Genomic DNA, 12,482 nt, shown 5'->3' on the forward strand with positions numbered 1-12,482 from the left:
TTAGATCAAAATGAGAATTTTAGTCACCTCAGTCGCAAAGAAAAAAGAGGCAAAAAAACTAAGTAAAAAGCTTGTGAAAAAGGGTCTTGCAGCTTGCGTGAGTAGCTTTAGTGCAAAGAGCCTTTATCTTTGGCAAGAAGAGTTTTGCGATGAAAAAGAGCAAATTTTACTCATAAAAACGGACGTGAAATTTAAAAAGGTGGCTAAATTTATAAGAAAGCACCACAGCTACGAAACCCCAGAAATTTTGGCACTTAAGCCAAAAGAGGTATTTAAAAAATATGAAAAATGGATAAAAAAATCAACCAAAAAAGGTAAAAAATGAGACTAACACCGACAAGAAGCGTGAAAGATGAAAAGGTAAAAAATGTAAATTTAAGCACAGCCATGCTTAGCCCAAGCTCCGCTCATGGTGGACTTTACGCGCCAAAAAAGCTTCCAAAAATAACAAAACCAAAGTGGCAAGAGCTCTCACAATTAAGCTACGAGAAACTCGCACTTTATATCATATCACTATTTAAATTTGATGTGCCAGAGGCGTTTTTCAAAAAGGCAGTCAAGAGATACGCAAGCTTTGATGACCCAAAGCACCCAGTCATTTTTAAAAAAATAGATAAAAATTTATACGTAAACGAGCTATATCACGGCCCAACTAGGGCATTTAAGGATATGGCGCTTCAGCCTTTTGGCTCACTTCTTAGCCAGCTAGCAAAGGAAAGAGGCGAAAAATACCTTATCATGTGTGCAACTAGCGGTGATACAGGTCCTGCGACACTTCAAACCTTTGCAAACGACGAAAATATCAAGGTCGTTTGCCTCTATCCAGATGGTGGCACGAGCGAGGTGCAAAAGCTTCAGATGCAGACTATGCAGGGTGAAAATTTAAAGGTTTTTGGCATAAAAGGCGACTTTGACGACGCTCAAAGAGCGTTAAAAACATTGCTTGCAAATGATAAATTTAAGGCTGAGCTTAAGAAAAAGCGCCTTAAACTAAGCGCGGCAAACTCGGTAAATTTTGGCAGAATTCTCTTTCAGATCATCTACCACGCCTACGCCTACGCAAATTTACTAAAGCAAAAGGCGCTTAAGGCAAACGAGAGCTTTGACATTATCGTGCCAAGTGGAAATTTTGGTAACGCACTTGGGGCGTATTACGCTAAAAAAATGGGCGCAAAGATCGGTAAGATCAAGATCGCTTCAAACGCAAACAATATCTTGACGCAGTTTTTTACCACCGGCGTTTACGACCTCAGGGACAAAAAGCTGGTTAAGACGATAAGCCCAGCGATGGACATTTTGATCAGCTCAAACGTCGAGCGCTTACTATTTGATAAATTTGGAAGCGTTAGAACTAATGAGCTCATGCAAAGCCTAGCTAAAAATAAATTTTATAAGCTTAGCAAGCAAGAGCTTGAAGCGCTACAAGAGGACTTTGAGGCCAGCTGGTGCGACGACAAAGAGTGCGAGGCATACATCGCAAAGCTCGCAAAAGGCGGCTACGCGATCGATCCGCATACGGCTACTTGCTTTAAAATGGTAGATGCTGGCCGCATAAACGTCATCACATCGACCGCGCACTGGGTGAAATTTACGCCAAGCATGATCAAGGCGTGCCAGATTACAAATACAAAAGATGAAAAAGATGCGCTCGCAAAGACTGCTAAAATCTTAAATGACAGCGTGCCAAGCTCGATAAACTCGCTATTTAGCGCGAAAATTTTACACAAAAATATCATAAAAGAGGACGAGATCGAGAAGTGCGTCCTAGAATGGATCGAGCGATGATAATCATCCCAGCCCGCCTTGCCTCAACAAGGTTTAGTAATAAAATTTTAAAAGAGATAAATGGCGTGCCAATGTTTGTGGCGACGGCTCTTAGAGTAAGTGGCGTGGATGATGTAGCGGTTGCTGTGGATGAGCCAAGTGTGCTAGATATCGCCAAGGCCCACGGCATAAAAGCGGTACTAACTAGCAAAGATCATCAAAGTGGGACTGATAGGATAAACGAAGCAGCGCAAATTTTGGGGCTAAGCGAGAGCGAGATCATCATAAATGTTCAGGCTGATGAGCCATTTATCGAGCCTGAAAATATCGCTAAATTTAGGGCATTTTGTGAGCAAAACAAAGGGAAAGCCTTTATGTTTTCTTGCTATAAAAAGATGGACGATGAGTTTGCAGATGATAAAAATTTAGTTAAAGTGGTGACTGATTTTGAGGGATATGCACTTTATTTTTCAAGATCTAGGATACCATTTAACAGAAGCGAGTGTAAAAGTTATAAGGCTCATCTTGGCATTTACGGATACAGCGTAAAGAGCCTAAAAGAGTTTTGTGCTCTTATGCCTTCAAGCCTTGAAAATACCGAAAAGCTCGAGCAGCTCCGTGCCCTAGAAAATGGCAAAAAGATAGCGATGCTAGAGGTTGAGAGCCAAAGTATCGGTATCGATAGTGAAGAGGACTACCAAAGAGCGCTAGCTAAATTTGGCAAGAAATAAGTCGGCAAATTCTCTTTAAATAAAGTCAATATTTAAGGAGAATTTATCTAAATTATTAATCTTTAAATGCAGCAAAAAATATTTTTCTGCTCAAATAATATAAAACTAATTTTTCTTGATTTTTATTTTTTTAATTCTGTCTTTAACAACGTAAAATTTTAAAATTGCACTCGAGTAAAAGTCTTTATAGAAACCTAAAAATTTAGGCTCTTTTTTAGTGCAGATAGCTGCAAACACACTCTCAAGGTCTATTCTCTCTTTTTGTGTCAAATTTTCCATCTATTTTCCTAATAACTTTCTCATCTTATTGATAACAAATAATATTTCATCGTCGTCAAGCTCACAAAGAAGTTTGCAAACTGCAGCAGCAGCTTGTGGCTTTGAGTTGCCAAGCCTCCAATCTTGATATGTTCTCATTGGTACACCAAGCTCTTCTGCCATTTTTGCTTGTGAAATTTTCTTACCGATATTTTTTGCCTCAACTGCATTGTGAAGCAAATTAAATATATCACTTGTTTCAATCATTAAATTATTATACGGATTATTTTATTAAATATACATAAAATAATATATAAATAATAGTAATACGTATAAATAAATTAAAAAATATTATATATTATACTATAAAACATTATATTAATACGTAATAACGTATAGAAATATTAAAAAGTAGAAGCAATATAAAAGACTTTTAAGTTTATTTACTTGTTTATTATAATTTTATTTTCGGAAAGGCTTATGCAATTAATATTAAAAAAGCTTAGTTATATAGACTAAATATATATAAATAAATTATTTTAACTTAAATACTTGACATTGATAAACTAAAGTTGTATAATCCGCTTAGCAATTAAAAAGAAAGAGTGCTAAAAGTGAGTAAAACAAATAAACGTGATTTGATACTAAATTCTATCATCGAGGCTTATTTGCAGGACAATATGCCTATTGGTTCAAATGAGCTTGGTTCTCGTATGAGCGCAGCTATTCCGGCTTCTACGATACGCGTTTATTTCAAAAAGCTTTCAGATGAGGGCGAGATTACAAAGCTTCACATTAGTGGCGGTCGGATCCCAACAATTGCAGCGATGAGAAGATATTGGAGTGAAATTTTTGCTATAAGCGATATAAATTTAGAGATAAATGATGCCGAAGGGCTGAAAAAGCTATGTGATGAATTTGAACTTTATTGTATGATTTTTGGCACAATCGATAATGAATTGCTAGAAATTTTAAATTTAAATGATAGATATACGATCTTAAATTTTGGCGAAGATGAGATCGTTATTAAATTTGATGCTAGGATGTATAAATTTTTAAGTAATCTTGTTGGAGTTAGTTTAAACAAGCTTGAGCTTATCTGCTCTCAAGTTGGCTTAAGCGAACTAAAAAGTAAAATAAGAGAGCTTAAAAGGACTAAAATTTACTTCCAAGAAAACGAAATTTTAGCCTTTGATATGTTTAAGGATAGACGTTTTAAGATGGTTTTTGACCCAAGTTTTAGCTTACAAATGGATGAGAAACTTACATTTTCTCCTATGTTTGATGAAAATTTTATGGGCCTCAAATTTAGTGCGAACTATCTTGGCAACGAAGCACAGATGATCTGTGCTGGCAGTATTTATACTGATTATGTGAAATTTATAAATCTAATAAAGGAGGCTGCGTGAGCGAAGAGGTAAAAGAGCAAAACCTACCTGAGGTTGAGCCTGTGCAAGAACTAGCTAATGATAGTGTAAATTTGGACGCACTTGGCGATATTTCAAAGGTTGAAAAACTTGAAAAAGAGCTCGGGGAGATAACTGATAAATATTATAGAGCAAATGCTGAGTTTGAAAATATCAAAAAGCGTTATGAAAAAGAAAAGACAGACGTTGCAAGCTATGCAAATGAGAAATTTGCTAGGGACTTGCTACCAGTCATCGATGCTCTTGAGATCGCTGCAAATTTTGATCCAGAGGATGATGAATTTGCTAAAAAGATCAAAGAGGGTATTTTGATAACTATAAATCAGTTTAAAAAATGCTTTGAAAAGCATGGCGTGAGCGAGATCGCAACTGATACCGAGTTTGATCCAAATGTACATAATGCTGTTTTAAGGGTCGATAGCGAGGAGAAGCAAAGCGGTCAGATCGTGCAAGCTTTACAAAAAGGCTATATGATAAATGGTAGGGTTTTGCGCCCAGCTATGGTCAGTGTGGCAAACTAAATTTAAAAAATAAATCTAATAAAGGAAAAATATGTCAAAAGTTATAGGTATAGACTTAGGTACAACAAACTCTTGTGTGAGCGTTTTTGAGCGCGGCGAGAGCAAGGTTATCCCAAATAAAGAGGGTAAAAACACAACTCCATCTGTTGTTGCTTTTACAGACAAAGGTGAAATTCTAGTAGGTGACGTTGCAAAACGTCAAGCAGTTACAAACCCTGAAAAAACGATATATTCTATCAAACGTATCATGGGTTTGATGAGCAATGAAAAAAATGCTGAAGAGGCAAAGGCTCGCTTGCCATATCATGTCGTAGATAGAAACGGCGCTTGCGCGGTTGAGATCGCTGGTAAGGTCTATACTCCGCAAGAAATTTCAGCAAAAATTCTCATCAAACTAAAAGAAGACGCTGAAGCATATCTTGGTGAAAAGGTAACAGACGCGGTTATCACCGTACCTGCATACTTTAACGATAGCCAAAGAAAAGCTACAAAAGAGGCTGGAACGATCGCAGGACTAAACGTGCTTCGTATCATCAACGAGCCAACAGCTGCGGCACTTGCTTATGGTCTTGATAAAAAAGAGGCTGAGAAAATTTTAGTTTATGACCTAGGTGGCGGTACATTCGACGTTACAGTGCTTGAAACTGGCGATAATATCGTTGAAGTTTTGGCAACCGGTGGTAACGCATTCTTAGGTGGTGATGACTTTGATAACAAGATCATCGACTGGCTAGTAAGTGAGTTTAAAAACGAAACTGGTATCGATCTAAAAGGCGATATCATGGCACTTCAACGCTTGAAAGAAGCAGCTGAAAATGCTAAAAAAGAGCTAAGCTCAGCTCAAGAGACTGAGATAAATTTACCATTTATCACAGCTGATGCGACTGGTCCAAAACACCTTGTTAAAAAGCTAACTCGTGCTAAATTTGAGGGCATGATCGACTCACTTGTGGGCGAGACTATCACTAAGATAAATGAGGTAACAAAAGACGCTGGTTTAAATAAAAGCGACATCAAAGAGGTCGTAATGGTCGGTGGCTCAACTCGTGTACCACTCGTTCAAGAAGAGGTTAAAAAGGCATTTGGTAAAGAGCTAAATAAGAGCGTTAATCCAGATGAGGTCGTAGCTATCGGTGCTGCTATCCAAGGCGCTGTTATAAAAGGCGACGTAAAAGATGTGCTACTTCTTGACGTAACTCCACTTAGCCTTGGTATCGAAACACTTGGCGGCGTGATGACAAAGATCATCGAAAAAGGTACAACCATACCAACTAAGAAAAGCCAAGTCTTCTCAACTGCTGAAGATAATCAAAGTGCGGTTACTATTATGGTTTTACAAGGTGAGCGTGAGTTTGCAAGAGATAATAAATCACTTGGAAATTTCAACCTCGAAGGCATCCCAGCAGCTCCAAGAGGCGTACCTCAAATAGAAGTTGAGTTTGACATCGACGCAAACGGAATTTTAACCGTTTCAGCAAAAGATAAAGCAACTGGCAAAGCTCAAAACATCACTATCTCTGGATCAAGCGGCTTAAGCGAAGAAGAGATAAACAATATGGTAAAAGATGCTGAGCTTCATAAAGAAGAGGACAAAAAACGCAAAGACGCAGTTGAGGCTAGAAATCAAGCTGACGCACTAGTTCATCAAACTGAAAAGAGCATGAGCGAGCTTGGCGAGAAGGTCCCAGCTGAGGATAGAAGCAACATCGAAGCTGCGCTAAACGATCTAAAAGAGGTCTTAAAAGATGAAAATTCTTCAAAAGAGCAAATCGATGCTAAAGTAGAAGCTCTAAGCAAAGCTAGCCATAAACTAGCAGAAGCTATGTATAAAAAAGATGAAAACGCTGGAGCAAACGGCGGAAATAATAAAAAAGACGACGATGTTATAGACGCTGAAGTCGAGTAAAACTCCTAGAGCAGGGCACTTGCCTTGCTCTTTTATAAATTTATCTTCATAAATTCTTAAAATTGATTCAAAATAAGTATTTTAAATAGTTAAAATTTATATAATGCCAAACAAAAAGGCAAAAAATGTACTTATTTTTTCTGATTACTCATTTAATTTGTGCCATTGTATTTATAGGATACGTATTTTTCGATGTTTGTATATATCCATTTGCTAAAAAAACGGTTGATACTAAAACCCTTGAAATAGTTAAAAAAGCCTACACAAAAGGTAGTGCAAAGGTTTTTGGCACGGCATTTTTATTGCTTTTAATAAGTGGCGCTTATATGGCAAAAGACTATTTTGGAGGCGAGCTTGGCTGGTGGCAAAGCAACTTTCAAAAGCTATTGCTTGTAAAAATTTTTGTTTTACTCATAATGTGCCTTGTAACTTTTATCTCTGTTTTTAATGTCATTATTTTAAAAAAGCCTGATCCATTTGGTAAATTTTCACATTTAATAGCTCTAGTGCTTTGCCTAATAATGGTCATTTTAGCAAAAGTAATGTGGTGGGCTTAAAAATTTAGCTAGCAAATCTAAGCAAATCGCCAGCTAGAAGTTAAAAATTCTTTAATCGATACTCTTTAACTTATCTTTATTTAGCCCTTCTTCTATGCGTTTTATCTCTTCACTTCCATCTCTTACGACGTTTTTGTCAAATTCTAAGTAATCATTTATCTTTTTTGGATATTCAACGTGACTTAGGATAAATTTAAAGACATTTAGCCTAGCTTCTTTTTTGTTATCGCTTGAGACGATGACCCATGGTGAAATGCTATTGTGAGAGGCAAGAAGCATAGAATATTTAGCGATAGAGTACTGATCCCAAAGTTCTTGTGCTTTTTGATCAACGGGTGAAATTTTAAACTGTTTTAACGGATCATTTTGCCTCTCTTTGAAGCGTTTTTTTTGCTCATCTTTTGTGATTGATAGATAAATTTTAAAGAAAATTATGCCGGAGTTTATGACCATCTCTTCAAATTTTGGCACTTCACGTAAAAATTCCTTATGCTCTTCTTGCGTGCAAAAGCCCATTACTGGCTCAACACCAGCTCTATTGTACCAGCTTCTATCAAAGATTACGATCTCTCCGGCACTTGGTAGATGAGTCACATATCTTTGAAAATACCACTGCGTTTTTTCGACATCACTTGGCTTAGCAAGCGCTACTATACGGCAACCTCTTGGATTTAGATGCTCAGTTAGGCGTTTTATCGTTCCTCCTTTGCCGGCTGCGTCGCGCCCTTCCATTAACATAAGTACTCTAAGGCCTTTTTCTTTTACGTAATTTTGAAATTTTAAAAGTTCAATTTGAAGCAGTCTAAGCTCTTCCTCATAGCCAAGTTTCTCACTTTTTTGGTGTTTTTTGTCTTTTGACATCTTTGCTCCTTTAAAATTTCACATATTTTCACGATTTTACAATAAAATAGAATAAATTTAAGAATTTAGACTAAAATCATCTTTTTTAATTTAGCAAGGATTAGTATGTTTTTAAAATTTCTTTTTTCGCTCATTTTGTTTGCAGGCTCGCTTTTTGCCGAGGTTTTAGATGTTAGCAAAGCCTTTGTTTTAACTCCAAGCGTTGATAGTCAAAATGTTGAAGTGAAGTTTAACTTTGGTGAAAATATCTATCTTTATAAAGAGAGTTTTGAGATTAAGCTAGCTGGCAAAAAGATAAATGAGCTATTAAATTTGCCAAGTAGTGAAAATACGGGAGAATATGAAATTTATCCAAAAGATTTTTCGATTTTTATCCCATTAAATTTGGTAAAAGAAAATCTTTTAAATGGCAAAGCAATACTTGACATTAACTATCAAGGCTGTGCTAAAAACGGCATTTGTTACCGTCCACAAAGTAAAATTTATGAGATAACTGACCAAGCTGGAAAATTTAGCATCGCTACTTTTAAAAAAGAGCAAAAAAGCGATACCGACAGCTTTGCTGAAGAATTCTCTAGCGAGCAAGATATCGCAAATGGGCTTGGAGATAAAAATTTCTTTATCTCGCTTCTTACTTTTTTTGGTTATGGTCTCTTGCTTTCACTAACTCCTTGCGTCTTTCCGATGATACCGATACTTTCAAGTATAATCGTCTCAAAAGGTGCTAATTTAAATGCAAAAAAAGGCTTTTTACTATCATTTATCTATGTTGTCGCGATGAGCCTAGCTTACGCATTAGCTGGAGTAGCGGCTAGTCTGCTTGGCTTTGGTATCGCAGGAGCTTTGCAAAACATCTATGTGCTCGGCACTTTTGCGGCCATTTTTGTCATTTTAAGCTTTAGTATGTTTGGATTTTATGATATAAAATTGCCAGCGAAATTTGAAAATTTGATAAGTAAAAAATCGCAAAATAGTTCAGGCTATGTTGGAATTTTTATTATGGGTTTTGCCTCAGCTCTCATCGTATCGCCTTGTGTAGCAGCACCATTAGCTGGCGCACTTCTTTATATCGCTCAAAGTGGAAATATCTTTTATGGTGGCATTATGCTTTTTGTCATGGGGCTTGGCATGGGAGTGCCACTGCTTATTATTGGGCTAAGCTCTGGAAAGCTCTTGCCAAAACCTGGTAGTTGGATGGATGAGGTGAAAAAAATCTTTGGTTTTTTGATGCTCATCATGGCAGTTTGGATCCTTGCACGTGTGCTTGGAGAATTTTTTGAGCTATTAGGATATGGCATTATAGGCGTTTTTATGGCGGTTTATTTTGGGGCATTTGAAGTAGCAGAGCAAAGCTGGGCTAAGTTTAAAAAAGCGTTTTTTATCTTGGTTTTTATATATTCAGTTATGCTAATAGTCGGTTCATTTTTAGGCTCAAAGGAGGCTTTTTCTCCGCTTTCTGGACTAAATTTGGCAAAAAGTGATAGTGCATTAAAATTTAATTCTGTTAAAAATTTATATGAACTAAATGAGGTAATAAAAAACTCAACCAAACCCGTTCTAGTAGATTTTTATGCTGATTGGTGTGCAAGCTGCAAAGAGATAGAAAAGATCACTTTTAAAGATAGTGACGTTATAGATGCTTTGGCAAATTTTGCACTTATTCGTATCGATGTAACAAATGGCGGATCACAAAATGATGAGATGCTAAGAAATTTTGGGCTTATTGATCCGCCTGCACTCTTGCTATTTAGTGGTGGCGATGAGCTAAAATTTCTTAGAACTATCGGCTTTATAGATGCTAAAAATTTTCTAGCAAAGCTTGAGAAGATTAAATAACCTTGTCCTTGCTATTACAAAGATCATTTAAAATACACTCATGGCAAAGCGGTTTTTTGGCTTTACAGGTGTAACGTCCAAAGAACACCATGGCTTGATGAAGCTTGCCAAGATCTGTTTTAAAGGCGTGGCTAAGATCAGCTTCAGTGGCTTCTGGCGTCTTTGCATGGCTAAGATCAAGTCTGTGCGCCACTCTAAAAACGTGCGTATCAACAGCCATAACATTTGCATTTGTAGCTTCTAAAAGCACGACATGAGCGGTCTTTTGCCCAACTCCAGCAAGCGCTTTTAGCTTCTCTTCATCAAGTGGAATTTCTCCATTATAAAGCTCAACCACGCTGTTTGCCATTTTGATTAAATTTACCGCTTTGTTATTAAAAAAGCTGCACGAGTTTATCATTAGTTTTAGACTCGCTAAATTTGCACTAGCTAGTTCATAGACATCTTTATAAGCCTCAAATAGGGCAGGGGTGATCAAATTTACCCTTTTATCGGTGCACTGAGCTGAGAGCATGACACAGACAAGTAGCTCATATAAATTTCTAAATTTAAGCTCGCTTTTAGCGTCTTTAAACTCTTCTAGAAGTCTTCTTTTTATCTCTAAAATATCTTTTTTTGTTCTCATTTTCGTATTTTATCTTATTTTCTTAAGTTAAATGAAAAGTTATCGCTTTATTTGATATAATCTTGCCCATAAAATCAATTTTTTAAAGGATTTATATGAAAAAATTTTTGTTTCCAGCAGTTTTAAGTTTAGCTGCAGCTGTCACTCTAAATGCAGCAGTAGTTGCAACAGTTGATGGCGATGCTATAAACGATAGCGATATCTCAGCACTTTTATCAGCGGCTATGCCAGGTTTTGACGCTAGCAAGCTTCAACCAAATGAGAAAAAACGTATAATCGACGATCTAATCAACAGAAAACTTCTTTTAAAAGACGCAAAAGCGACAGGCATTGAAAAAGATGTTGATTACATCAAGGCTGTAAAAGCTGCACAAGAAGGCATCGCAGTTGAGCTTTATATGAGAAAATTATTTGACGGTATAAAGGTAAGCGATAGCGATTTAAGAGATTTTTACAACAAAAACAAAGCTAGTATGAATCAACCAGCTCAAGCAAGAGCAAGACACATCTTGGTTGAAGATGAAAAAACAGCAAACGACATCATCGCTCAACTTAAAAATTTAAAAGGCGAGGCTCTAACTAAGAAATTTGCAGAGCTAGCAAGCCAAAAATCAATCGACAAAGGCTCAGCAGCACACGGCGGCGAGCTTGGCTGGTTTGGTCAAAGCCAAATGGTAAAACCTTTTGCAGACGCAGCATTTTCAATGGCTAATGGCACAGTTTCAACAAAACCAGTTAAAACTCAGTTTGGCTATCATGTTATCTTAAAAGAAGATGGCAAGGCAGCTGGCACTGTAAGCTTTGAACAAGCAAAACCAGAGATCGAGCAAGCTGTAAAAATGGAGAAATTCCAAGCTGCTGTTAGACAAAAAAGTGAAGCTCTACGCCAAAAAGCAAAGATAGAATACAAATAAAATTTGGAGGATAAAATGGGCGTTTTAGATATCGTAAAACCTGGTGTTTTAAGCGGAGATGATGTAACAAAACTTTATGCTTATGCCAAAGAGCAAGGTTTTGCAATACCTGCTGTAAATGTCGTAGGCAGCGACTCAGTAAATGCTGTTTTAGAAGCGGCAAAGGTTGCTAACTCGCCTGTTATCGTTCAGTTTAGTAATGGCGGTGCAGGTTTTTACGCTGGTCAAGCCTGCGAAAATGCAGCCGTTCTTGGTGCAATCACTGGAGCAAAACATGTTCATCTGCTTGCTAAGGCTTATGGCGTGCCAGTCATTTTACACACTGACCACGCTGCTAGAAAACTTTTGCCTTGGATAGATGAGCTAGTAAAAGCAAGTCATGAGTATAAAAAAACTCACGGCGTGCCACTTTTTAGCTCTCACATGCTTGATCTTAGTGAAGAGAATATCAACGAAAATTTAAGCACATGCGAGAAGTATCTAAAAGAGCTTAGTGAGCTTGGCATCAGCCTAGAGATCGAGCTTGGCGTCACTGGTGGCGAAGAAGATGGCGTAGATAACACAAGCGTTGATAACGCACTTCTTTACACTCAGCCAGAGGATGTCGCGCTTGCTTATGAAAGACTAAGCAAGATAAGCGATAAATTTAGCATCGCAGCTAGTTTTGGCAACGTTCATGGTGTCTATAAACCGGGCAATGTCGTGCTAAGACCAGAAATTCTTAAAAACTCACAAGCCTATGTCGCTAAGAAATTTAACACAAAAAGCGACAAGCCAGTAAATTTTGTATTTCACGGCGGTAGTGGCAGTGAGCTAAAAGATATCAAAAATGCTGTAAGTTATGGCGTTATCAAGATGAACATTGACACTGATACTCAGTGGGCTTTCTGGGACGGCGTGCGTGAGTATGAGGTTAAAAATAGAGCATACTTGCAAGGTCAGATCGGCAACCCAGAGGGCGATGATAAGCCAAATAAAAAATACTACGACCCAAGGAAATGGCTAAGAAGTGGCGAGGAGAGCATGGTTAAGCGTCTTCAGACTGCTTTTAGCGACTTAAACTGCCTAAATAGGAACTAATC

At 37.4% G+C, this 12,482-nt stretch carries 14 protein-coding genes; 10 read left to right on the forward strand and 4 right to left on the reverse strand.

The genetic code is table 11. From position 1 onward, the window contains the following. Positions 1–10: 10 nt before the first annotated feature. The 3 genes from cutA to kdsB are packed head-to-tail and all read left to right on the forward strand — an operon-like array spanning position 11 to position 2,495. On the forward strand, positions 11–325 hold the full coding sequence (gene cutA, locus TH67_RS10795; protein WP_072594606.1) for a divalent-cation tolerance protein CutA: 315 nt from the start codon (positions 11–13) through the stop codon (positions 323–325). Beyond that, positions 322–1,785: a threonine synthase gene (gene thrC / locus TH67_RS04865; RefSeq protein ID WP_072594607.1), complete on the forward strand. Its 1,464-nt coding sequence runs from the start codon at positions 322–324 to the stop codon at positions 1,783–1,785. The genes cutA and thrC overlap by 4 nt, the downstream gene beginning before the upstream one ends. Then, entirely contained in the window at positions 1,782–2,495 is a 714-nt protein-coding gene (gene kdsB, locus TH67_RS04870) for a 3-deoxy-manno-octulosonate cytidylyltransferase (protein WP_072594608.1), read from the forward strand. Before thrC ends, kdsB begins: the two co-directional genes overlap by 4 nt. A gap of 105 nt (positions 2,496–2,600) precedes the next feature. Here kdsB and TH67_RS10340 read toward each other — a convergent pair whose 3' ends face one another. Both TH67_RS10340 and TH67_RS04875 read right to left on the reverse strand, forming a co-directional pair. After that, positions 2,601–2,774, reverse strand: a complete 174-nt coding sequence (locus TH67_RS10340) for a hypothetical protein (protein ID WP_021091517.1) — start codon at positions 2,772–2,774, stop codon at positions 2,601–2,603. Continuing rightward, positions 2,775–3,020 (reverse strand): DNA-binding protein, encoded by a 246-nt coding sequence (locus tag TH67_RS04875; protein WP_072594609.1) that lies wholly within the window; start codon positions 3,018–3,020, stop codon positions 2,775–2,777. A 347-nt stretch (positions 3,021–3,367) separates the two neighbouring features. Here TH67_RS04875 and TH67_RS04880 point away from each other — a divergent pair, with 347 nt between their 5' ends. The 4 genes from TH67_RS04880 (at position 3,368) to TH67_RS04895 (ending at position 7,164) form a co-directional block, all read left to right on the forward strand. Then, positions 3,368–4,162 (forward strand): HrcA family transcriptional regulator, encoded by a 795-nt coding sequence (locus tag TH67_RS04880; RefSeq protein ID WP_072594685.1) that lies wholly within the window; start codon positions 3,368–3,370, stop codon positions 4,160–4,162. Then, positions 4,159–4,701: a nucleotide exchange factor GrpE gene (gene grpE / locus TH67_RS04885; protein WP_072594610.1), complete on the forward strand. Its 543-nt coding sequence runs from the start codon at positions 4,159–4,161 to the stop codon at positions 4,699–4,701. The genes TH67_RS04880 and grpE overlap by 4 nt, the downstream gene beginning before the upstream one ends. A gap of 31 nt (positions 4,702–4,732) precedes the next feature. Further along, positions 4,733–6,607, forward strand: coding sequence for a molecular chaperone DnaK (gene dnaK / locus TH67_RS04890; protein WP_072594611.1), 1,875 nt, complete (start codon positions 4,733–4,735; stop codon positions 6,605–6,607). Between the two features lie 125 nt (positions 6,608–6,732). Beyond that, a complete protein-coding gene (locus tag TH67_RS04895; protein ID WP_072594612.1) occupies positions 6,733–7,164 on the forward strand; it encodes a trehalose-6-phosphate synthase in 432 nt (143 codons plus the stop codon). A 51-nt stretch (positions 7,165–7,215) separates the two neighbouring features. On the opposite strand, the gene ppk2 is transcribed toward TH67_RS04895, so the two are convergent. Continuing rightward, positions 7,216–8,025 (reverse strand): polyphosphate kinase 2, encoded by an 810-nt coding sequence (gene ppk2, locus TH67_RS04900; RefSeq protein ID WP_072594613.1) that lies wholly within the window; start codon positions 8,023–8,025, stop codon positions 7,216–7,218. 105 nt (positions 8,026–8,130) lie between these two features. On the opposite strand from ppk2, the gene dsbD reads away from it, so the two are divergent. Beyond that, positions 8,131–9,861 (forward strand): protein-disulfide reductase DsbD, encoded by a 1,731-nt coding sequence (dsbD, locus tag TH67_RS04905; protein WP_072594614.1) that lies wholly within the window; start codon positions 8,131–8,133, stop codon positions 9,859–9,861. Here the strand turns inward: dsbD and nth are convergent. Next, positions 9,854–10,486, reverse strand: coding sequence for an endonuclease III (gene nth, locus TH67_RS04910; RefSeq protein WP_072594615.1), 633 nt, complete (start codon positions 10,484–10,486; stop codon positions 9,854–9,856). The genes dsbD and nth overlap by 8 nt on opposite strands. A 95-nt stretch (positions 10,487–10,581) precedes the next feature. On the opposite strand from nth, the gene TH67_RS04915 reads away from it, so the two are divergent. Beyond that, entirely contained in the window at positions 10,582–11,400 is an 819-nt protein-coding gene (locus TH67_RS04915) for a peptidylprolyl isomerase (RefSeq protein WP_009294116.1), read from the forward strand. A 15-nt stretch (positions 11,401–11,415) separates the two neighbouring features. Next, a complete protein-coding gene (gene fbaA / locus TH67_RS04920; protein WP_072594616.1) occupies positions 11,416–12,480 on the forward strand; it encodes a class II fructose-bisphosphate aldolase in 1,065 nt (354 codons plus the stop codon). The last annotated feature ends 2 nt before the right edge of the window (positions 12,481–12,482 follow it).

It is taken from the genome of Campylobacter concisus (assembly GCF_001891085.1).
In the GTDB taxonomy this organism is placed as follows: Bacteria; Campylobacterota; Campylobacteria; order Campylobacterales; family Campylobacteraceae; genus Campylobacter_A; species Campylobacter_A concisus_O.